The organism is Nostoc sp., assembly GCF_036917675.1.
Taxonomy (GTDB): domain Bacteria; phylum Cyanobacteriota; class Cyanobacteriia; order Cyanobacteriales; family Nostocaceae; genus Nostoc.
On the sequence record NZ_JBALCT010000052.1, the window covers coordinates 1 to 21,139 of the forward strand.

Here is a 21,139-nt window from a genome sequence, read left to right on the forward strand (position 1 = left end):
TTAGTGAAATGAATCAATTTAAACCCTGTTATGCTTCTGGATAATTTCACTTAGTTACTACTTGCTAACGCCGGAGAGTGACAGAAGAGGGGTAAGGAAGCATTGGAGCGTAGATGCGACAAGGCTTTTGCACTAGGGAAGACTGAGAAAGAATATGAAGAGGAAGCAGCCATTAATAGACAGACATGGGAGAAGTCTAGAGGGTTTCTCAAGGATGCCCATGCTAGTTTCACTAATTGCTGTCTGGCTAACACTTTTCACTGCGCGATTGCACACGATAAAATCACCACTGCGGTGTGCGGGAAGACAGCTAGGGAGCTAAGGGAGCTTGAGGTGATTGAAGGCTGCGACCCAACTGTGGGATTAAATCACATTGAAAATCTTGAACAGTTGCAGCAAGTGGCTAGAGTGAAGTTGGAGTTTGCCAGATACCGCACCGGGAATGTCGATCAACGCATAGAACGAGCTATAGAGGCAGTTGGCGGGAATAAAGGTTAAAAGAAGGAAGGTGATAGTATGAGACAGCGCACTCTTCCCAATGGTTACAGGGTAGTAATAGATATTTGTACCGTGTTTGTCAAAGGAGTCCCCATAAAATGCGCTTATTCTGTAGAAGTATGGGGAAGACATCGAGTAGTAAGTAATCAATACACCTACTGGCGGTTATGTGATTGTGAAGCTCAGTTTCACAAGCTAGTGAAGAAGTACAGTCAGTACCCGGCAAACAAGAAAAGAGCCTGATTCAATAATTTACCCTCTCGTTAAAGAGGGTTTTTTATTTACTCCAAGTATTACTCCAAGTAATTTTGCACTACTTCTCTTTACTCCTATCTAGCTTCTCTTGAATAGCTTCTCTACAGAATTCGGGAGGGTCGTCTTGTGCTTTAACTTCTTCCTTCATTGATTCAGTGGCACGAAAACTGATAGTAGTCGTCAACGGCTCATCTCCCTTGCGCTGCCCAGGTTCTAAATTTTGAGGATTACCTTTAGGGTTAGGCATTGTTGAGAGATGTAAATATAGGTTGATATGATTGTGTACAACCGAATAGAGTTTTAAATCGGTAGGCAATTAACCCTGAGAAAGTTGCTACCTACCGATACCACTTTTGCAAGAGGTAACTCTATTTTATGTTCACAAGGTCAGAACTCGAAATCAAAACCATTACTGAGTTGAGAGACTTATGTAGACGGTACGGGCTAAAGCCGACTTGCAACGCTGGCTACAAAGTAAGCTACATCACTTCCCTGATTGCCTTCCCTGCTATAGCACTCAGTCAGTTAGAGAAAGGCATGGGATTAAGGAAGCTGTCATTTGAAGCTTATCAAAACCTGGGAGCCGCACTGGATGAGATGAATTCACCCACTGATGAGCAAGCAGCGCTGATTAAGCTGACCTTGGAAGGTAAACGCTATCAAGCACCTCAGAGGTGGGAACAGGAGAGACTAATTAACCTCTACAGAGCTAAACACAAGCTGGAGGAGGTAGTCGAACTGCTAGGGGAATAAATCAACCACAGATATTTTACCAGAGAGGTTAAACACCTCTCTTTTTTCTTGTGCCAGCGCCGAGCATTCTATCTATACACACATTCGGAAGTAAGCTATGTTAGCTTACTTCCATACATACACACTAATGGAAGTAACCAGCGTGGCAGAGAGAAATATGAACCCGGCATCTCTAGAGAACTTAAAAATGGGAGCGATCGCTAGAAACCAGGGGAAGGTCAGGTGCAATGTGACGATACTGCCAGAGACTAAAAGATGGCTTGAAGGAAGTAACAACGTCTCTGGTAGGATTGATGAGATGGTGAGTAAATGGCTGAAAGGGGAACTGGTAGGGAAAAGCAAGCTTGACGAGGCAGAGGCAAGGATTAAGGCACTTGAGGAACAATTGCGAACACAACAGTCAACAGGGACGGTAGAATCCATACTTGAGAACTGGGAAGGGAAGGTAGATGAGAGTAAGGGGAAGAGTGCCGGGGGGCAACCCAGCGAGAGGTACAAATACGTTGCCCAGCGACTAGGTGAACTGAAACAAGCGCTAAAAGAGTAAATTATTTCCCTGCCACCGCTCACCATTCCATCAATGTGTATATTTGGCTGATAGGATTTTAGTTTAGTTCGGGTTATACACATTGATGGAATGCTCGGTGGTGACCGGGGGGGGAAGTTATAATTGACCCACGAAAATAAATTGATTCCAGTTAGCCAGTCACCCAAAACGCAATTAATAGGTACTGGTTTTTTTGTATGCTAGAGAGTGTATCTCAAAGTTGTTCAACAACTTGTTAGACAACTTTGAGGTATAGATAGAGAAATTTACCTTTGAGAATGTGAGCATCCTTTGAGCATGGTTGCCGAGTAGTAATTTATACCTGATAAGTACCTTGAAACTCTCAAAATAGCTATTTTGAGCATTGTGTGAGCATTATTAAGGTAGTAAGAGCTAGGAGTGCTGCTAATGTTTGTATTTGAGTACCCACCTTTATATCCAGGTATTCTGCTAAAACGCTACAAGCGGTTTTTTGCTGACGTTCAACTTACTTCTGGCGAAATAGTGACAGCACACTGTCCCAATACAGGGCCAATGACTGGAGTATCGACTCCCGAAAGTGCGGTACAGCTTTCCAAAAGCGATAATCTTAACCGCAAATTGGCTTACACTTTAGAACTAATTCAGGTACATGACAATGAGCCGACTTGGGTAGGTATAAATACAATTTTGCCCAATCGGGTGGTAAAACTGGCTTTAGCGAAACATCTTTTCCCAGAATTGGGCGACTATAGCCAAATCAAGGGCGAAGTGGTTTATGGACTAGATAAAAAAAGTCGAGTGGATTTTTTCTTGACGGGGAGTGATGAGGAACGCCCGATTTATTTAGAAGTAAAAAATACAACTTTCTCTGAGGGTAGATTAGCCCTATTTCCTGACACGGAGACTACAAGAGGACAAAAGCACTTGCGAGAACTAATGGCGCTGCTACCTCTAACTCGTGCGGTGATGCTTTATTTTATCAATCGCAGTGATTGTACTGAGTTCTCTCCTGGCGATCGCACAGATCCTCTATATGGTAAATTATTACGGGATGCGATCGCTCTTGGTTTAGAAGTCTTACCTTGCCGTTTTGACATTTCCCCTGAAGGTATCCGTTATTTGGGTTTGGCAAAACTAAAAATTTGATTACATCTGATTACAGAGACATTGCATTGCAATATTTCTACACGCATAAAACAATAAATCCATCTAGATACTGTCTAGATGGATTTATTGATAGTTGGTATTTACTAAAAAATATTCAACCAGACTGTAATGGAGAAACGACTATAGGTAGTCGCCGCCCCATAAATAGCATTCGCTATTCTGAGGTTTGCTTATGCAGGAATCAAAACTGTGTCAATTACGTGGATAACACCGTTATCAGCAGCAACATCTGCTGTTGCAACTTTTGCATCATTGATCTTAACGCCATTAGAAGCGTCAATTTTTACATCTGAACCTTCAACTGTTTTAGCTGTCTTCAGTTTTACTACATCAGCAGCTAGTACTTTGCCTGAGACAACATGATAGGTCAAGATTTTCTTGAGCTTAGGAATATCTTTGAGTAATGCGTCTACTGTACCTGCTGGAAGCTTTTCAAACGCTGCATCAGTGGGTGCAAAAACGGTGAATGGACCAGAACCATTGAGTGTATCTACTAGACCAGCTGCTTGGATTGCTGCAACTAGTGTCTTGAAAGAACCATTATTAGTGGCAGTGTCAATTATGTTGGCCATGTTCTTTACCTGTTTCTGTGTAACCTGTTACAAACCTAAACTATTTGTTTAATAAAATCTATCTATCGTTAGGTGTATGTTAAATAAAAATTTTTATTGATATTATAAAAGTTTATATATATTTTTATACAAATAAAGAATTATATGTACATTGTCTGCGTGGATGAGTTATAGGTACTCCTGGATACGGATCGCTCCTTTTTCTAGAAAGTGGTAGGGGCGATCGCCTCTTCCATACGTGTCAAAATAACGTGAAAGCCAGTCTATAACTAGCTTTTAGAGACTGTCTCGTCAAGAGTCTCCTACTGGGAATGCCGTTTTAGAGGCTCCGCCTCTTGAAAAGCGGCAGAGCCGCAATGAGGTGCATTTCCAGCCTTCTTGCTGGAAACGAGGTTTTAAAAGGGTTTGCGCTTAAGTTGACACCAATGTGCCTATTCACTAGTATCAACACAGCATTTTTTACCAAAAAAGTTAGTTAAAAAGATGGTAAAAGCATCTTAATTTTTACAAAATTGGTATAAAATCAGGTTTTTAGCTATTTAAGAGTTATCTGAAAATTTTTAATATCCTTGCGAAACAGGCAATGCAGAGCTTATTCAGCATTTATATTCCTTTATCCTAGCCTTTTGTCATGAATTTATCACCAAAAATGTTGGTAATGCGCGTATTTAACTGATATTATTTCATCACTAAATACATTTCACTCGCTGTTTGTGTAATCCTACTTGGAAATAATAAATTTCCATCACACTAATGCTTTTAGCAATTGTGATTGGCCGTTTATTTCCAGAATTGATTATACGTTGGACTTACGCAAAAACCTTCTCAAACTCGCATTTGTCCATAGCCTCTGCCATCTCTGTGGCTGGTTTTCCGATGCCTGTGCGTAAGTTAGGTATGTCAACAATGAGACTTTTAGGTAATATTTTCCCCAAACTATAACTTTCATGAAAAGAAGAAGACTTATTGCTTGGATTGCTACGGCAGTTACCAGCATCATGCTGGTAATTGGCTTGCAGTTTGTCAATTTCTCGCCAGCAAGATCCGTAACCACACTTAACGTGTATGCGGCTGTCAGCTTAACAAACGCGCTGAATGCCATTAAGACTCAGTACCAAAATGCTAACCCAGGTGTCAACGTTGTTTATACGTTTGGTGCTTCTGGTACCTTATTGAAGCAAATACAAGCAGGAGCTCCAGCAGATATTTTCATTTCTGCTGCCACCAACCAAATAGATGTCTTGCAGAATTCAAGCCCAAGTAAATTAGTGGCAGGTAGCCGTAAGAACATTGTTAAAAACAGTCTAGTTTTGATTACTCCTACGACACCTCCCATTAGTGCTGGTAGTGCTGATCTTACTAGCATCAATGGTTTAACCAACGCCAACATTACTGGTATTGCTATAGGTGACTACACAGGTACTCCTCCAGTTGTGCCAGCAGGAAATTATGCCAAACAAGTTCTTACTAGCCGAGGTATTTTCACCACTCTTAGTCCTAAATTATACCGTGCTAGCAATGTACGTAACGTCTTAACTGCTGTTGAAAATAAAACTCTTGCAGTTGGAGGTGTAAATAAAACTATTGGCGCAGGTTTTGTTTACACAACCGATGCTTTCATTTCTAACAAGGTAAAAGTCGTACAAACTGCCAACCCGGCAGATAGTGCTGCGATTGTCTATCCACTGGGTATACTCGCCAGAACTACAGTTCAATCAACGGCACAGAGTTTTTCTACTTACTTAAGTGGTACTAATGCCAAGAATATTTTCAAAAGTTATCAATTTAAGTTGCCTTAATCACCACAAAGTAAATCAATTAAGTACTCGTTGTCGTGAATTTTGAACTATTTGGAGTAATGTCTTGTGAAGTTCACTAAAAAACTCTCAATTCTTGTTTGTAGTTTGACCACTGCCTTCCTTTATACTGCTGTGATTACCAATACTTATAAATCAGCAGCACAAGCAAAAGGACAAGAGCTGATTATCAACGGGGGATTTGAAATCGATCCTCTCGTAGATCCTAATGATCTCAACACTTCAAATCCTAATATTACAGGATGGATTAAGTCTGGCGATTCGATAGATACATCAGTTATTAAAATTAGCAACTTTCCTAAAACTGGTAAGCAGGCTTTATCGCTTGGTGGATTTTCAAAGATTAGCTACATATCACAGACTATCCCTACAGTTCGTGGTAAACACTACCAACTTACTTACTATTTAGCATCAACAGAGCAAGTACCTGATCTGAATAATAAGTTTGAGATTTTTATAGGTAAAAAGGAAGTTGATGTTAAAAAGAATATTCCCTTTCAGAACTACAGGCAATATACGTTAGATTTTAAAGCAGAAGCAACATCTACAGAGATAAAGTTTGGTTCCAAAGCCGAGTTTGCGTTTTTATATTTGGATGATGTGAGTGTTAAAGCTACACCTTAACATCAAGGAGAAAATTGTCGGGACGAAGCGATAGATGATGGAGATGAATAAACCACAGATGACAAGCTAATCGCAATACTGCTCGGTTAAGTCTAAAAAATAAAAATGTGTAGGTTGGGTTGAGGAACGAAACCCAACATTTTGCGGGGTTTATTGGGTAACGCATTGCCTCAACCCAACCTACGAATATTCTTAACCGAGCAGTATTGAAGCTAATCCTCATTTTATTAGAAGCCCAAGCGATGTCTGGCTTTATAGTGTCGAGAATGCCACCATGCCAATAATTAGACTTAAGTCCGAACTCACCTATAAGTCAATATAGTTCAGTTAAGGTTTGTTGGTGAGAATTTTCAGCTTTTAGAGACGCGAAATTTCGCGTCTCTACAGAGTTTAATAAAGCTAACTCTTCTAAATCGATATCAAGTGTTTAGTTTTATTGACACTACTGAGAATCAGCATAGTAACAATCAATTGGTTTTAAACATTGTCAGAATTTTGAATTATTTGGAGTAAAATTTCATGAATTTAACTAAAAAACTTCCAATTATTGTTTTGAGTTTTACCACAACCTTTGTTAGCACTGCTGTGATTACCAATACTTATAATACTGCTGCACAAGCGGCAGAACTTGTTAGAAATGGAGGATTTGAACTCGATCCCCTCGTAGATCCTAACAATCTCAACACTACAAATCCTAATGTTACAGATTGGACTAAGTTTGGCGATCCGATGGATACATCATTGATTAAAATGAGCAATTTTCCTGAAAGTGGTAATCATGGCCTATCACTTGGTGGATTTGTAGACCTCAGCTACATATCACAGACACTTTCTACACAACCTGGTCAGAAATACGAACTTAGTTACTATTTATCATCTATAGATGGAGTCCCTGACCTTGATAATCAATTTCAGACATTTGTAGATGGAAATAAAATTTTTGATCAAAAAAACATTTCTTATCAAGGATACACGCCATATAAGTTCAATTTCACGGCAGATGCATCATCTACAGAGTTAAAGTTTGGGTCTGTGGATAGACACGCATTCTTATACTTGGATAATGTGAGTGTAAAACCTGTGCCTGAGTCATCAACTATTGGAGGAATTGCAGTTGCCGGTTTATTGGGAATATGGTTGAAGAAAAAGAAGGCCATTAGCTAGAAATAATTGCCCTTTTTTATCACTTTTGGAAAACAACAGACACCATACAATCTCAATGGAAAAGGTGTCAAGGCGTAGCCCATCGTAGACATCGCCTTACCCTTTTTATAGCTAAATAAAGTTCAAATTTGATAGTCTAATGCAACTAAAACTTTGCCACAATGCTGATTTGCAGGTACAGCTTCCAGCATCTTTTTCGGCTGGGGTAAGTTGAGGTTTTTCATTAGTTCGATGAACTGGTTGCGGCTGCGTCCAGCAAACCGAGGATTCCAGCACTTTTCTTCGTTAATGGTGGATACTGTCTGTCCTTGGTAGTCGTGACCAGGATATACCAAGGTATCATCAGGTAATGTAAATAGCTTTTGAGTAACGGCATCATAGAGTGATCCAGCATCGCCGCTTTGGAAGTCGGTACGACCGCAACCCCGGATGAATAGCGCATCTCCAGTTAATAAGTGAGTGCCGTTGACTAAGTATGTCATGTGGCTATCAGTGTGACCAGGGGTAGCGATCGCCCGAATCTGCACGTTCCCTAATTCCAACATATTCCCATCGGCAATGTAGTGGTCTGCACAGGTAGCGGCTGCATTCTCAGGCAGAATCCCCAAACAACCCGTAAGTGATCTGAGTCTGTCTGTCCCAGTAATATGGTCGGCATGGATGTGGGTTTCCAGACAGTAGCGCAGAGTCAGCCCCAATTGTCGCAATATCTGAAGATCACGTTCAACCTGCTCCAATACAGGATCAATTAGGATAGCTGTTTTACTTTCTGGGTCGGCAATTAGATAAGTATAAGTACAAGATTCTTTATCGAATAGTTGACGAAATAACATAGCAGATTTCTTCAACACGAAAGTAGTAGCATCGGGTTTTGGATTGAGAGATTTCAGTAACTCCTGTGCCAAACTTGCTGCCTGAACCCGAATTTCTGGAACAGCAGTAGTTTCCCAAAGATTGCCCTTGCGCGGTGTCCCCAAGGTGTACAGCATTTGAGATGCATTTCCATCTGCATCAATCAGCGCCCCATTTCGGGCAGTATCAATTCCCATTGACAATCTGTTGGGACGGATTAATCGTTGTTCTTGGAGGCTAGCGACCAATGGGTGCTGCAATCTGAGGTAATCACAATTTGCACCGGTGCAGTTGACAATCCGCTTAACTTGCAAAACGATATCCTTGTGCGTCCCCCGTTCGCAGATTTTCACATTCACCCCATCCTCAAACTCCTGACAACTTTGAATCCTACCTGCGTAATGGATCAGTTGACCAGACTCCATTGCAGCATCCAGTACTTCGGCAATTTCTTCAGCAATCCGATGCCGGTGAACTTCCCAGTGAGCTTTGACATGGCGCAGAAATCGCTTCTGTTCTGGCAATGGCATTGCTTGCCAAAGTTGGGGAATAATTGGGCGGATGGCATCGATTACTGCCCGCCAATCTTGAGCCAGTCCGTTGCCGGGGTTCCCCCGGTTGTAGGAAGTGGCGTGTCCTTGGGTAAGAGCCTCACGCAGCTCTTGACGTACCACATGCAGCAGTCCTCGCGCCGTTTTTGGTGCAGTTTCGACATCAATAAATGGCGGATAAGAAGTTGTTGATTTGTGGCTATAGGGCATCAATCCGTGGCGCGAGACGGTATGAATTTGTCCCTGGAATCCTTGGTGATGCAAGGCAACAACCGCATCTACCATTGTTAACCCAGTGCCCACCAGCAGAATAGCATCCTCTGGATTTAGGTCAGCGATCGCATCAGCAGACCAAGCATCTTTAACATAGCGGTTGTCTAAAACGGCGAGCGGTGCAGGCAGAAGTGCCGGGAAATTGCCCAACGCTAATACCGCCTTTTGCACATGCAAACACTGACCACTGCTCAGGTAGACTATTGTGGTGTGAGCTTTTGTTTCAATGGCGATCGCTTCATCCACAATCTTCTCTAGCTGCACATTAGCTGCTGCATTTTCCTGTGCTGCTTTTAAAGTCGCCTGCACATAGTCCCCATAAACCCGACGCGGCACGAAGGTAGATGGAGTTACCTGTTCATGCCCATTTTTATGCAGCCAGTTCAGGAAGTGATTTGGTTGATCAGCAAATGCGCTCATCTTACCTGCTGGCACATTCAGCAAGTGACAATCTACTGGTGTCCCGTAAGCAACTCCTCTGCCCACTTCCGAATTACGTTCAATCAACTTGATAGATAGTGGTATAGTTGCGTTGCGTAAAAGATTGGCTGCAACCAGAGAACCGCTAAAACCACCACCAATAATGGCGATCGCAACTGGAGAGACGGTTAGGTTAAAAATGCTGTTGTTCATAGGACGTGTGAGTTGCACTTGCTTTTTACTGATCAATTTACAGCCAATAAACTTAAATTTCCGCTTGTAGCAAGCTGTTAGACGGATGAATTAGCTCAAAAAACCACATAGTCACATGAATAAGTGGGAATTGCACTTGAGTGTCCAATTCCCCAGATCGAGAGAGTGGCGATCGTCAGATTACACAAACTAAAATCTAGACGAGACAGGGTTTTAGAACTATTTATCTAAAATTGATGTGTCTATTGCATCCAAATCCGATGCAAATACCGGGGTTTTTAGTTAACATCAAAAAACCCCTTCAAAAGGGAGAATTTTACCTTTACAATTGTCAATATTTTCTGACACTACTAGCATTCAACTTTCAGATAATGTTTGGCTTAATATCCTAACAGCACTATAGAGGTATTGACAAATACAGTAGCCCTAAATCGATTGTGAGAAAATAATAAGGTTGTGAAGGTCACTAAGTATTGGGTGCAAAATGTGGAGGCGTTCATTAACTGAATTGGACGAAGCCTATTAAAAACTTCGTGAAATCAAAAGCGCATTTACACACAAACTTATAAGGTAATTAAAATGACTTACGATTCCCGAGATGTGGAACAAATCCTTCAAATAGCACTGACTGATAAACAGGAAGGTGAATTTTCACGAGAACAGCTTGTAGAAATGGCATCTGAGTTAGGTATTTCTTCTAATATTTTGGAAAAAACTGAGCAAAAGTGGTTAGCTCAACAAGAAGAGGAAAGTTCGCGACGGACATTTAATACTTTCCGAAGCAGAGGTTTTTGGGCGCACTTTGTTTGCTTCCTAGCAGTGAATTTATTCCTGATTCTCTTGAATTTAATCACTAGTCCTAGTTATTTTTGGGCTATCTTCCCAGTATTAGGATGGGGGTTAGGACTATTTTTTCATTGGTGGAGTGTTTATCAGACTAAAACAGAGGATTACGAGATAGCCTTTCAGAAATGGCGCACACAAATTTAACTAACGCACAGCTATCTAGTCCTACGAGTTAAGAGTAATCTTTCACCTACAAATGGGGAAATTTCCGTACTTGATACTCTGCTGACTCCACTATCGGATAGGATTCTGCCAGTGCTGGGATGAATTTGTCTTCAATAGTCTGCAAATCTGCTTGGGGTATGGCTTTCCACTGCTCCAGCGTTGCCCAACGAATGATCAGGATAAATTATTTGTGGTCATTGGGACTTATACAAACCTATTTACTGAGAAATTTAGGATATTCAGCCAGCCCTGTTGTCTAAATTTGGGCATCCTTGTGGATAAAATCTTCCCGTAAATTCGGGGCAACCTTAAACTTGAGGAGTTCTATAAGCACGCCCTTTGAACCCTCTGCTTGCTAATTTGCCAAAATAGAGCTGTAGGCTAGAATAACTACGCTTTAAGCATAGCTTGATTGCCTACACTCAGGTGCAAGGGTCGGCTGGTTAATAAGTAAGAGGAAGGGATTATGGACAGCAACAACTGGTTGGAACAGCTAATGATGGTGGGTCTTGGCACAACGTCTTTAGTAGCAGAAAAATTGCGCCAAGTCAGCGATGATTTAGTTAAAGACGGTAAGCTCAATCCTGAGCAAGCCAAGGCGGTAATAGATGATATTGCCCAGCAGTTAAAGTCGGAACAGGGAAATTTCGATGTCCAAATGCAACGGCAAATGCGAAATATGATGCAGGATTTGGGAGTAGCTCGCCAGTCGGAAGTGGACGAACTCAGGGGTAGAATTGACCGTTTAGAGCGTCAACTACGCGATTTAGAAAATAAGCTTTGGCGTTAAGATGTCCTTTCTGATTTAAACTAATTGTGTCCTGTTGGTAATCTTTTTGCCAGGATACTTAAGTAAGGAGAACTGATTTTGAAACCAATTTTTCTTAGCGTGGCCTTCATGCTGGTGTGTGTTGTGCTTTTGGTTGTGGGACAAGTAGGCAGTAAACAGAATACTGCCATTGCTGCCCAGTTAACCCAAACGCCGCCAGCGCCCACAACTGTAACTGAAAACAATATCTTAATTGCGAGTAATACTATGTCTGATGCTAATGTCGTAACTACCCCCTCTGGATTAAAGTATGTCGAGTTAAAAGAGGGGACTGGGGCGACTCCTCAACCTGGACAAACGGTTGAAGTTCACTATGTCGGCACTCTAGAAGATGGAACTAAGTTTGATAGTTCACGCGATCGCGGCCAACCCTTCAGCTTTAAAATTGGCGTTGGACAGGTAATCAAAGGTTGGGACGAAGGACTTAGCACCATGAAAGTAGGCGGTCGTCGTCAGTTAATCATCCCCCCAGAGTTAGGTTATGGCGCTCGTGGTGCTGGTGGGGTAATTCCGCCCAACGCCATTCTGCATTTTGATGTGGAATTGCTGGGAGTTAAATAGAGATTGGGGCATAGGGAAAAGGGACAAGGGAGAATTGTTAAAAGGAGTTACTATTTTCTCTGTTCCCAATGCTCAATGCCCGATCAAATAAATTACTATTTAATCCAATACCTTGTCCTAAAGGACACGCTACGCGAACGCCAATTTACGAGGGTGAGTTTATGTATGAACTCCCTATTTTTTGAGGCTTGGCAAAAACAATAAGGAACGTGGATTAAATAAAATGCAAAACTTCATCCTGTCTCACGATCCCTCTCCTTTATAAGCAGAGGGATTGAGGGTGAGGTAAGCCAGGAACATAAATTGTATGTTATTTAATTCTTATTCCTAAGTCCTAAAAACTCCTTCAAGTTTCTCACAATGACTACACTAGGCTGTTATTAGTTTTGTATCCTTTGGGGATGATGAGTGTTGTAGCGATCGCAACCACTACAATTTTAGTCCATTAACTCAAACGATCGCAGTGATTTATAGTGAGCAGATAACAATACCACACACAGATGATATCGCTTGCGGTCATAAAACTAACAATTATGATCTGATGGTGGAAGCTGATAACGATCGCTTTGCCAACGCCAGAGGCGATCGCATTCTGTTTATCAGTACTATATTAAATTGTGTGGCGACAGTGAGCGATCGCCATAGTTGCATTCCTTTATGGAAACCGAAGTTTATTTCTAGCTTGGTAAATGAGGATCGCTGTCACCTTTCATAACAATTTATCCAAGCGGTTGATTCTGATCACATTGACGTGAATACTGTAATTCCAACTCATTTTGCCCTTCCCTACCTCCTCTATACGCAACCGGACAAAACTTAGTGTTAGCGCTCATACAATCCATGTGTGGCGTCTTAGCACACACCACAAGTAGTCCACCCAGAACAAACAACAATCCACAAATTGCCAGCGTATTAACCCAATAAATTTCCAGCGCTCCGTGAACTACTATTTCTCGCAGTAGAGATACAATTGTTACCTCAACTGCCACTCCCACAGAGATACTATGTTCTTGCAAATAGACCATTAATAGTCGGAATAACTCGACTAAAATCAACACAAATAGTATTTTTGCAGTCACATGTTGATAGTCTAGTGGCTGCGTGAGGACAATAGCTATCCCCCACAATTGGATCAGCATGACGGCGAATAAACCCAAACACAAAACAATCACAATTAAATCTTGAAAGGCTTCCATGTTGCGAACAATTGAGTGCCGATCAAGCCAGCGATCGCTAAATAAAAATCGACTCTTTAGGCGCTTTTGCATGTACGTTTCATTCCTATCGGGATTAGCTCAGACAACACCAGCGAGTCAACCCAATAGTTTTATATTATGCAATATTAAGCTTTTGCGCCTCAGCGAGGTTGGTAATTTAAATTTTGTGCTTGTTGCAACAATTGCTCGGCATTTTTTGCCCACTGGGGATTACCCTGAGTATTGTATAAATCTTTAGCAAATTGCAATACTTGTACTGCATTTCCATATTGCTTTAATTGCATAAAAACTAACCCTGCACCATAATAAGCGTTGGGATAGTTAGAGTTAGCTTGGGCTGATTTTCTAAAAGCCTCTAACGACTCCTCTAATTTGTGTTGGATAAACCAAATTGAACCGAGATTATAGTAAGCTTCTGGATACTTCGGATTAATTTTTACTGCCTTACGAAAGGCATCTTTTGCTTGATCTACTTTACCTTGTTGGAGATAACACATCCCCAGATGATAAGGAGGTTCTGGTGCATTTTTGCTATATTCTATGGCTTTTTTAAAAGATGCGATCGCTCGCTGACAATCTCGTTGCTGCTCTCGTACCAATCCCAAGTTATAGTGGGCAAATCCTAGTTTGGGATCGAGCTCCAACGCGCGTTGCAAATAATCGTTAGCTAACTGTAAATTATTACCTTCTAATAACGCACCGCCTAAATTAGCAAAAGCTGGAGCAAATTTGGGATCGGCTTGGGTTGCTCGATAAAATGCGTCCGCAGAGGGTTGTAATTTTCCTGTTTGTCGGAATGCTAGCCCTAGATTATAGTGCGCTGGTGCCAATGTCGGATCTAACTTGGCTGCTTGTTTAAAGGCTGCGATCGCATCTTGGACTTTTCCCGCCTGAATTGCCTGTAAGCCTTGATTTAACCAGTCTATGGCAGTTTTAGCATGAGATTGTGCCAGCTTTGAGGCCACAGGAGGAGATAGAGAAAGAGAGGGCGAGGAAATACTCACAACCAACAAAGTCAAACTTACTAACCCTGCTATGCGATATTTAGAGAATGATAATCCCATTGATTTTCTGACTCGCAATACTTTCAGTTAAATTTACTTCATCAGGACTTTTTTACAAAAATTTTTTATTTGGCATGAAAGTTTGTGATACTTAACTTTTCTTAAGCTAAATTTTACAACAGGCTACAATTTTATTAACTTTCGATTAAAAGAAGGATAATAACAAATTAAAGAAGGGGTAATTTTGACTCCAGAGAACCATTTTTTTATCCCTGACATATACAGCAGAATAATGCGGTTATAAAAGACTTACCGCAAGGGGGTTTTATGAACGAAAAAGTAAAATCGGGTTCGCGGAATGTTGCAATTGTCGGGCCTTATTTAAGTGGAAAAACCACTTTACTAGAAAGCTTGTTATTTGTCACAGGGACAATTTCCCGCAAAGGGAGTGTTAAGGACAGCAATACAGTGGGAGATAGTGCTGCCGAGTCGCGCGATCGCCAGATGAGTGTAGAAGTCAGCGCCGCTAGCACTGAGTATAACGACATTCGCTTCACTTTTATTGACTGTCCGGGAAGTGTAGAATTTGCCCAAGAAACGTACAATGCTTTAATCGGAGTAGATGCGGCAATCGTAGTTTGCGAACCGATACGCGAGCGAGTCCTTACCCTCGCCCCTCTATTTAAATTCCTAGACGATTGGGAAATTCCCCACCTCATCTTTGTCAACAAAATGGATCGGGCAAATATTCACGTTTTGGAAACGTTGCACGCCCTGAAAGCAGTATCTAGCCGTCCTTTGGTAGCGCATCAATATCCGATCATGAACGGGGAACAACTCACCGGCTTTATTGATATGGTGAGTGAACAGGCATATCAATATCATCCAGGCGCACCTGCTGACCCCATTCCCTTCCCCGAAAGTTTAAAAGCAGAAGAACATACAGCACGGGCAGAAATGCTCGAAGCCCTAGCAAATTTTGATGACCACTTACTCGAAGAACTTTTAGAAGACATTGAGCCACCCCAAGAGGAAATCCTCAAAGATTTAAAAATGGAATTAGGGGCAGATTTGGTAGTGCCCGTTTTCTTTGGTGTGGCAGAACAAGATTATGGTGTTAGACCTCTATTAGAAGCCTTGTTACGGGAAGCCCCCGAACCAGAAACCACAGCAGAACGTCGTTTAAAAAACTTAAAAGGTGATACACCTCTAGCGCAGGTATTAAAAACTTACTACACTCCCCAAGGTGGCAAGCTCTCTCTCGTGCGTGTTTGGCGGGGCAAATTAACTGATGGTATTGTCCTCAATGGCATTCGCACTGGGGGAATTTACCGCCTGATGGGACAACAACAGCAGTTTGTTAACCAAGTTAGTGCTGGTGAAATTGTTGCATTGAGCCGTTTAGAAGGAGTCAAAACAGGCGATACAATCTCTATAGAACAGCAGTCGGCGATGGAATTACCCAAAGCTGCACAGTTGGAACCAGTTTATGCTCTGGCCATTACACCAGAAAAGCGTAACGATGAAGTTAAACTCAGCAGTGCCATCACCAAGTTGTTAGAAGAAGACTCCTCACTTGCTTGGGAACAACACGGCGATACTCACGAAGTAATTCTTTGGGGTCAAGGCGAAATTCATTTGCAAGTCACTCTAGACAGACTGCGCCGCAAATATAACTTGCCGATGACAACGCACTCACCGCAAGTGCCTTACAAAGAAACCATCCGCAAAACGGTGGCTTCAGTTCATGGGCGCTACAAGCATCAAAGCGGTGGTCATGGACAGTTTGGTGATGTTTTTCTCGAAATTAAGCCTTTACCACGCGGTACAGGCTTTAACTTTAATGAAACTATTGTCGGGGGCGTGGTTCCTAAACAGTACATTTCTGGCGTGGAAATGGGCGTGCGGGAATTTCTGACACATGGGCCTTTGGGCTTCCCAATAGTGGATTTGGCGGTAACTCTAACTAATGGTTCGTATCACAACGTTGATAGTTCCGAACAAGCCTTTAAGCAAGCTGCCCGATTGGCAATGCAAACGGGGATACCTCAAGCGGAACCTACGCTGTTAGAACCAATTCTGCGGGTGGATGTTACCACACCTAGCGAATTTACCTCCAAGGTGCTGCAACTGTTGAGTGGTAGACGGGGGCAAATTTTAGGCTATGAAGGCAGAAACGATTGGCCGGGCTGGGATAATGTCTCTGCATATTTGCCACAAGCAGAGATGCAAAACTTTATTGTAGAGCTGCGATCGCTCACTCTTGGCGTTGGTTCCTTCCACTGGGAATATGACCATCTCCAGGAAGTGCCGGAAAAGCTTGCCGAACGTGTCATTCAAAATAATGGTAATGGTGGTAACGGCAACGGCAAGTAGTTTGGGATTTGTTGGGAATCCATTGAGTTTATATTTAAGGACATCTCTTGTGGATGTCCTTGATTTTATACAGATTTTTCTTCTTTTGTAGCGTTTGCGATTGATAAGCAGGGATTAATATCATGTCCGCTGAATCACTTATCAAAAAAACTCCCCGCATTCCTGCATCGAGGCGAATATTAGCGATCGCTCAAACAGAGGGTCTTGTTTGCTAGGCTAAAGCAAAAGATTTAAAATTTAGGTAGATAATCAAGGCTAAATAGTCTCTATAGGTTACTTCACTATGTGAACTGTTTATCCTTACTGAGTATTGGTCTTAGATAAAACTAGACTTTATTGCTAAATAATAGCGAATTAAATTAATCAAGTAGAAATTATTGAATTATTCAGATTGTAGCGAAACAATGATGCATTTTAAGTTTTCACCTAAAATTCTGCAAAGGCTGGGAGAAGAACTCATTCCAAATCCAGACCAAGGAATCATCGAATTGGTTAAGAACTCTTATGATGCTGATGCTACTGAATGCACAGTAGAACTTACCAAAACTAGCACCATAGGTGGCTCGCTTATTATTTCAGATAACGGTGTTGGTATGGATAAAGATGCCATTAGCGAGGGATGGCTAGTGTTAGGTCGCTCAAAAAAAGCTAATCGTGAACTCACTCAATTAGGTCGCTTACCTGTAGGTAATAAAGGATTAGGTAGGTTAGCGGCTCTACAGATTGGTTCTCAAGTATTCTTAAAAACTAGACCTAAACATGAGCCAGGAGTTGAATATTCTTTAACGATTAATTGGGATGATTTCCAGGAAGTTGATGTAGTAGAAGATGTTCCTTTTAATGTCCAAAAAAGTAGTACAAATCAACGGCATGGAACTGATATTATCGTCAGCAATCTTAAAAATATATTTAATAAACGTGATATCCAAAGACTAGCTAGGGAACTTTTACTACTAGCAGATCCATTTGAAAATCATGCAGGTTTTCGCCTTAAACTTATTGCTCTAGAATTTGCTGAAATTGAAAAACAAGTAAACAATGCTTACTTTGATGATGCCGAATATCATTTGCAAGCTAGTATAAATGAACTTGGGATTGCTGAAGCCAGTTTGCTGGACTGGCAGAATAACGTAATTTTTCAGGCAAAACATAGTGATATTTCTCAAGAGCCTTACAAAACACCTGCAACTAAATTTGAACTGTGGGTATTCTTTCTAAATCCTCAAACTTTTTCAGCTAGAAAGACTTCTGTTTCTTTCACACAAGTTAGAGAATGGCTTGCTCAAGTCGGAAATGTTCGTCTCTACCATCGAGGTTTGCGGGTAAAACCTTATGGAGATCCGGACGATGATTGGTTAAACTTAAATTATGCACGAGCAAGAAATCCAGAAGTTCGTCCTTCAACTAAAACAGTTATTGGTAGAGTCATTGTTAAAGACCATGACGATATGTTACTTCAAAAAACTGATCGGCTTGGTTTTATTGAAAATGAAGCTTTTTTAGAGTTAAAACGCTTCGCAATTGATGTGTTGGAATGGATGGCGAAAGAAAGGCTGAAAGTTACTGAAACGCAAAGACAAAGGGTTAAGAAACAAGTTCCTCGTGATATTACAGAAGCTAAAGCCAGAATTGAAGAAGTTATTGAAGCAGAAGTTCCTCAAGAATCTCGTCCTAAAGTCTTAGAAGCTGTTCAGCAATACGAAACTGTAACAGAACGTGAAACCAAGGTATTACGTGAAGACCTTCAGCTTTATCGTAGTCTGGCTACAGCGGGAACAACCGCAGCAGTTTTCGCTCATGAATCTGCTAAACCAGTGACTTCAATTGCAAAAATAGCTAACAGAATAGAAAAAAAGGGTAAAGAAATTCTGGGAGAAAAGTATGAACAATATTTCGGAGAACCAGTTAGAAAGCTTTATCAAGTAAGTAAGTCATTACTACGCTTTTCTGATTTCCCTCTGCATCTGTTGAAACGAGAAAAACGTCGTGCAGGTGTTGTAGATGTCCATAGTGTTATTGATGAGATTCTCGCACTTTTTCAAAGTTTTTTTGATGAAGGTGGAATTCAAGTTATCAAAGAAAAAATTGATACCAAACCTTGCATTTATGGAAGCGAGGCTTTGCTAGAAGCAATTATTACAAATCTTTTAACAAATGCTATAAATGCTTTTAATGTTGAAGGTGGACGTATAGAAGAACGTAAATTAATTATCAGAACTGAAATTAAAGGAAGTAGTTTAAAAATTAAATTTTTAGACAATGGTTCAGGAATTCATAATATCAAAATAGACGAGATTTGGCTACCTGATAAAACCACTAGGGAAGGTGGTACAGGTTTAGGATTGACAATTGTGAGAGATTCTGTAACTGATATGGGAGGCTCGGTAGATGCAATTGCAAAGGGTGAATTAGGTGGAGCAGAATTTATTGTAGAATTAACACTTATTAGAGAGTAAGTTTTATGAGTATGACACAAGTTTTGAATAATATAAAAATAGCTATAATTGATGATGATAAAAACCTAGCTGATGTAATAGCTTGGGAAGTAGAAGAAGCAGGCTATCAACCATTTTTATTAGACAATAGACACTTTGGCAATGTCAGTGACTTGGTATCACTTATTAGAGAAAATGCTCAAGGTGCTGTGTGCGATCACCGATTGAGTAATTCTGGATTTGCTAACTTTTATGGAGCAGAATTAGTTGCAAATCTTTACGATTTTAAATTTCCATCATTGTTAATAACTCAGTATACAGAAATGGATACATCTTTTTCGATTAGAAAATGGAGACATAAAATACCTGTACTATTGAGTCGAGAAGAAGCCGATGCTTCAAGCATTGCTAAGGGAATAGAAGATTGTACCTTAGAACTTTCTGGTAAAATACCGAGTACTAGAAAACCTCGTAGAACGATAGTTAGGATTACTAATATTGATGAAGAATCTCATGAACCTGTTGTAGATGCATTTGTTCCAGGTTGGAATCCCCATAAGGCTGTTCGTTTTCCAGCTTCTCTGATTCCAGAAAATATTAGAGTTGTATTAAAACCAAATATCCGTTTATTTGCTCACGTAAACACAGGAGCAGAAAAATCTGATGACCTATATTTTGAAAAATTTGAATTAGCACCTGAACCAGATGAAGATGATGGACTCGCCTGAACTCATTATTTTAGATGTTGGACATGGAAATTGTGCGTTAATTAGAGATGTAAATGATTTAATGGTTATTGACTGTCCACCTGGGGGTACGTTGGCAGAAACTCTTGAACATCTATCTATTAAAGAAATTTTACATATCCTCATTTCCCATTCTGATGCAGATCATATTGCAGGTATGATTGACTTACTCTCAAATGAAGATATCAAAATTAAAAATGTACATATAAACCCTGATGCAATTAAGAAAATTGCAATTTGGTTAGATTTACGTATTGCTTTAAAAGATGCACGCCAACGTTTTGGAACTAACGTTTCATCAGAGTTGACAACAACAAAAACGGGAAGTTTGAATATTGGTTCAGTTAATATAGAAATCCTTGCGCCAACACCTGAATTGATTTTAGGTGGTGCTGGAGGAACAGACTTACAGGGAAGGCGATTAACTTCTAACTCAATATCAGCCGTTATCGGTATAGTTCACGATTCTCACAGAGTGGCTATACTAGCAGCAGATATTGATAATGTAGGCTTTGAGAATTTGATTCAAGATCAAAAGAGTTTGAGTGCTGACATACTTGTTTTTCCTCATCATGGTGGAAAACCAGGGAGTGCAGATCCTAAAAGATTTGCCCAGCAATTTTGTACTTTTATTCAACCAAAGTTAATAATATTCTCAATTGATCGTAATCGTTTTAATAATCCCCGCACAGAAATAGTAGACGGTATTATTTCTTCAGTTCCAGATGCTCATATTTTGTGCACTCAATTATCCCAACAATGTACTTCTAGTCTTCCTAGTTCAAAGCCTACACATCTAAATACACTTCCTGCCAGAGGGCTTAATAGTAATAGCTGTTGTGGAGGAACTATTACTCTTAAAATAGATGGTAGCAGGACAAGTTATGCTGAGATGGCTTTACATAAAGAATTTATTGTTAGTCAAGTAGCTAGCCCAATATGTCAAAAGTTTTTATCTATCATTAAACCGGATAAGTAGGTCGGCGCAAATAAAGCTAACTGGTGAAGGGTTTATTCCCCACGACATACTTGCATTACATTATACATCAACTAGCTATCAAGTGCGATCGCTCAATCTTGGCGTTGGTTCCTTCCACTGGGAATATGACCATCTTCAAGAAGTGCCGGAAAAGCTTGCCGAACGTGTCATTCAAAATAATGGTAATGGTGGTAACGGCAACGGCAAGTAATTTTGGATTAATGTAAAGTTGCGTAGGCTTTGCCCGCCGTAGGCATCATTTCAAAGCTCAGATTCCCCACTTCTCTCAAAAG

General features: G+C 40.8%; 21 protein-coding genes. 16 read left to right on the top strand and 5 right to left on the bottom strand.

Annotation, left to right across the window (positions count from 1 at the left end):
* Positions 1-102: 102 nt before the first annotated feature.
* Positions 103-498 (top strand): hypothetical protein, encoded by a 396-nt coding sequence (locus V7K31_RS19105; RefSeq protein WP_335096101.1) that lies wholly within the window; start codon positions 103-105, stop codon positions 496-498.
* 313 nt (positions 499-811) lie between these two features.
* On the opposite strand, the gene V7K31_RS19110 is transcribed toward V7K31_RS19105, so the two are convergent.
* The gene (locus V7K31_RS19110; RefSeq protein WP_335096102.1) at positions 812-1,000 is read right to left on the bottom strand and encodes a hypothetical protein; all 189 of its coding nucleotides are present in this window, start codon (positions 998-1,000) and stop codon (positions 812-814) included.
* A gap of 128 nt (positions 1,001-1,128) precedes the next feature.
* Between V7K31_RS19110 and V7K31_RS19115 the strand changes: the two genes are divergently transcribed.
* The 3 genes from V7K31_RS19115 to sfsA all read left to right on the top strand — a co-directional run bounded on the left by V7K31_RS19115 (position 1,129) and on the right by sfsA (position 3,181).
* Positions 1,129-1,506: a hypothetical protein gene (locus tag V7K31_RS19115; RefSeq protein WP_335096103.1), complete on the top strand. Its 378-nt coding sequence runs from the start codon at positions 1,129-1,131 to the stop codon at positions 1,504-1,506.
* A 157-nt stretch (positions 1,507-1,663) separates the two neighbouring features.
* Positions 1,664-2,053, top strand: a complete 390-nt coding sequence (locus V7K31_RS19120; RefSeq protein WP_335096105.1) for a hypothetical protein — start codon at positions 1,664-1,666, stop codon at positions 2,051-2,053.
* Between the two features lie 408 nt (positions 2,054-2,461).
* A complete protein-coding gene (gene sfsA, locus V7K31_RS19125) occupies positions 2,462-3,181 on the top strand; it encodes a DNA/RNA nuclease SfsA (RefSeq protein ID WP_442941321.1) in 720 nt (239 codons plus the stop codon).
* A 191-nt stretch (positions 3,182-3,372) separates the two neighbouring features.
* On the opposite strand, the gene V7K31_RS19130 is transcribed toward sfsA, so the two are convergent.
* The gene (locus V7K31_RS19130; RefSeq protein WP_335096106.1) at positions 3,373-3,774 is read right to left on the bottom strand and encodes a fasciclin domain-containing protein; all 402 of its coding nucleotides are present in this window, start codon (positions 3,772-3,774) and stop codon (positions 3,373-3,375) included.
* A gap of 947 nt (positions 3,775-4,721) precedes the next feature.
* Here V7K31_RS19130 and modA point away from each other — a divergent pair.
* The 3 genes from modA (at position 4,722) to V7K31_RS19145 (ending at position 7,379) form a co-directional block, all read left to right on the top strand.
* Positions 4,722-5,573 carry a molybdate ABC transporter substrate-binding protein gene (gene modA, locus V7K31_RS19135; RefSeq protein ID WP_335096107.1) on the top strand — a complete coding sequence of 284 codons (852 nt, stop codon included), beginning with the start codon at positions 4,722-4,724 and terminating at the stop codon, positions 5,571-5,573.
* 66 nt (positions 5,574-5,639) lie between these two features.
* Positions 5,640-6,215, top strand: a complete 576-nt coding sequence (locus V7K31_RS19140) for a DUF642 domain-containing protein (RefSeq protein ID WP_335096108.1) — start codon at positions 5,640-5,642, stop codon at positions 6,213-6,215.
* 519 nt (positions 6,216-6,734) lie between these two features.
* On the top strand, positions 6,735-7,379 hold the full coding sequence (locus V7K31_RS19145; protein WP_335096110.1) for a DUF642 domain-containing protein: 645 nt from the start codon (positions 6,735-6,737) through the stop codon (positions 7,377-7,379).
* A gap of 122 nt (positions 7,380-7,501) precedes the next feature.
* Here V7K31_RS19145 and V7K31_RS19150 read toward each other — a convergent pair whose 3' ends face one another.
* Positions 7,502-9,688 (bottom strand): FAD/NAD(P)-binding protein, encoded by a 2,187-nt coding sequence (locus tag V7K31_RS19150; protein WP_335096111.1) that lies wholly within the window; start codon positions 9,686-9,688, stop codon positions 7,502-7,504.
* 579 nt (positions 9,689-10,267) lie between these two features.
* Between V7K31_RS19150 and V7K31_RS19155 the strand changes: the two genes are divergently transcribed.
* The 4 genes from V7K31_RS19155 (at position 10,268) to V7K31_RS19175 (ending at position 12,804) form a co-directional block, all read left to right on the top strand.
* Positions 10,268-10,678: a 2TM domain-containing protein gene (locus tag V7K31_RS19155; RefSeq protein ID WP_335096113.1), complete on the top strand. Its 411-nt coding sequence runs from the start codon at positions 10,268-10,270 to the stop codon at positions 10,676-10,678.
* A 487-nt stretch (positions 10,679-11,165) separates the two neighbouring features.
* Positions 11,166-11,489: a phasin family protein gene (locus V7K31_RS19165; protein WP_335096115.1), complete on the top strand. Its 324-nt coding sequence runs from the start codon at positions 11,166-11,168 to the stop codon at positions 11,487-11,489.
* Between the two features lie 78 nt (positions 11,490-11,567).
* Complete coding sequence (locus V7K31_RS19170; protein WP_335096117.1) at positions 11,568-12,089, top strand: FKBP-type peptidyl-prolyl cis-trans isomerase; 522 nt, start codon at positions 11,568-11,570, stop codon at positions 12,087-12,089.
* Positions 12,090-12,552: 463 nt separating this feature from the next.
* Positions 12,553-12,804 carry a DUF4915 domain-containing protein gene (locus V7K31_RS19175; RefSeq protein ID WP_335096118.1) on the top strand — a complete coding sequence of 84 codons (252 nt, stop codon included), beginning with the start codon at positions 12,553-12,555 and terminating at the stop codon, positions 12,802-12,804.
* Between the two features lie 4 nt (positions 12,805-12,808).
* On the opposite strand, the gene V7K31_RS19180 is transcribed toward V7K31_RS19175, so the two are convergent.
* Together V7K31_RS19180 and V7K31_RS19185 are read right to left on the bottom strand one after the other, a co-directional pair.
* Entirely contained in the window at positions 12,809-13,357 is a 549-nt protein-coding gene (locus V7K31_RS19180) for a phosphate-starvation-inducible PsiE family protein (protein ID WP_335096120.1), read from the bottom strand.
* A gap of 89 nt (positions 13,358-13,446) precedes the next feature.
* Entirely contained in the window at positions 13,447-14,370 is a 924-nt protein-coding gene (locus tag V7K31_RS19185; RefSeq protein WP_335096121.1) for a tetratricopeptide repeat protein, read from the bottom strand.
* A 267-nt stretch (positions 14,371-14,637) separates the two neighbouring features.
* Between V7K31_RS19185 and V7K31_RS19190 the strand changes: the two genes are divergently transcribed.
* From V7K31_RS19190 to V7K31_RS19210, 5 genes are all read left to right on the top strand, one after another.
* Positions 14,638-16,686 carry an elongation factor G gene (locus tag V7K31_RS19190; protein ID WP_335096123.1) on the top strand — a complete coding sequence of 683 codons (2,049 nt, stop codon included), beginning with the start codon at positions 14,638-14,640 and terminating at the stop codon, positions 16,684-16,686.
* Positions 16,687-17,063: 377 nt separating this feature from the next.
* A complete protein-coding gene (locus V7K31_RS19195) occupies positions 17,064-19,142 on the top strand; it encodes a sensor histidine kinase (RefSeq protein WP_335096125.1) in 2,079 nt (692 codons plus the stop codon).
* Between the two features lie 5 nt (positions 19,143-19,147).
* Complete coding sequence (locus V7K31_RS19200; protein ID WP_335096127.1) at positions 19,148-19,849, top strand: hypothetical protein; 702 nt, start codon at positions 19,148-19,150, stop codon at positions 19,847-19,849.
* The gene (locus V7K31_RS19205) at positions 19,833-20,846 is read left to right on the top strand and encodes a ComEC/Rec2 family competence protein (RefSeq protein WP_335096130.1); all 1,014 of its coding nucleotides are present in this window, start codon (positions 19,833-19,835) and stop codon (positions 20,844-20,846) included. The genes V7K31_RS19200 and V7K31_RS19205 overlap by 17 nt, the downstream gene beginning before the upstream one ends.
* A gap of 82 nt (positions 20,847-20,928) precedes the next feature.
* Positions 20,929-21,057, top strand: a complete 129-nt coding sequence (locus V7K31_RS19210) for a hypothetical protein (protein WP_335096133.1) — start codon at positions 20,929-20,931, stop codon at positions 21,055-21,057.
* The last annotated feature ends 82 nt before the right edge of the window (positions 21,058-21,139 follow it).

Coding starts and splice junctions, on each gene's coding strand:
- V7K31_RS19110 (WP_335096102.1), bottom strand. CDS start 1,000: ATGCCTAACCCTAAAGGTAATCCTCAAAATTTAGAACCTGGGCAGCGC.
- V7K31_RS19115 (WP_335096103.1), top strand. CDS start 1,129: ATGTTCACAAGGTCAGAACTCGAAATCAAAACCATTACTGAGTTGAGA.
- V7K31_RS19120 (WP_335096105.1), top strand. CDS start 1,664: ATGAACCCGGCATCTCTAGAGAACTTAAAAATGGGAGCGATCGCTAGA.
- sfsA (WP_442941321.1), top strand. CDS start 2,462: ATGTTTGTATTTGAGTACCCACCTTTATATCCAGGTATTCTGCTAAAA.
- V7K31_RS19130 (WP_335096106.1), bottom strand. CDS start 3,774: ATGGCCAACATAATTGACACTGCCACTAATAATGGTTCTTTCAAGACA.
- modA (WP_335096107.1), top strand. CDS start 4,722: ATGAAAAGAAGAAGACTTATTGCTTGGATTGCTACGGCAGTTACCAGC.
- V7K31_RS19145 (WP_335096110.1), top strand. CDS start 6,735: ATGAATTTAACTAAAAAACTTCCAATTATTGTTTTGAGTTTTACCACA.
- V7K31_RS19150 (WP_335096111.1), bottom strand. CDS start 9,688: ATGAACAACAGCATTTTTAACCTAACCGTCTCTCCAGTTGCGATCGCC.
- V7K31_RS19155 (WP_335096113.1), top strand. CDS start 10,268: ATGACTTACGATTCCCGAGATGTGGAACAAATCCTTCAAATAGCACTG.
- V7K31_RS19165 (WP_335096115.1), top strand. CDS start 11,166: ATGGACAGCAACAACTGGTTGGAACAGCTAATGATGGTGGGTCTTGGC.
- V7K31_RS19180 (WP_335096120.1), bottom strand. CDS start 13,357: ATGCAAAAGCGCCTAAAGAGTCGATTTTTATTTAGCGATCGCTGGCTT.
- V7K31_RS19185 (WP_335096121.1), bottom strand. CDS start 14,370: ATGGGATTATCATTCTCTAAATATCGCATAGCAGGGTTAGTAAGTTTG.
- V7K31_RS19190 (WP_335096123.1), top strand. CDS start 14,638: ATGAACGAAAAAGTAAAATCGGGTTCGCGGAATGTTGCAATTGTCGGG.
- V7K31_RS19200 (WP_335096127.1), top strand. CDS start 19,148: ATGAGTATGACACAAGTTTTGAATAATATAAAAATAGCTATAATTGAT.
- V7K31_RS19205 (WP_335096130.1), top strand. CDS start 19,833: ATGATGGACTCGCCTGAACTCATTATTTTAGATGTTGGACATGGAAAT.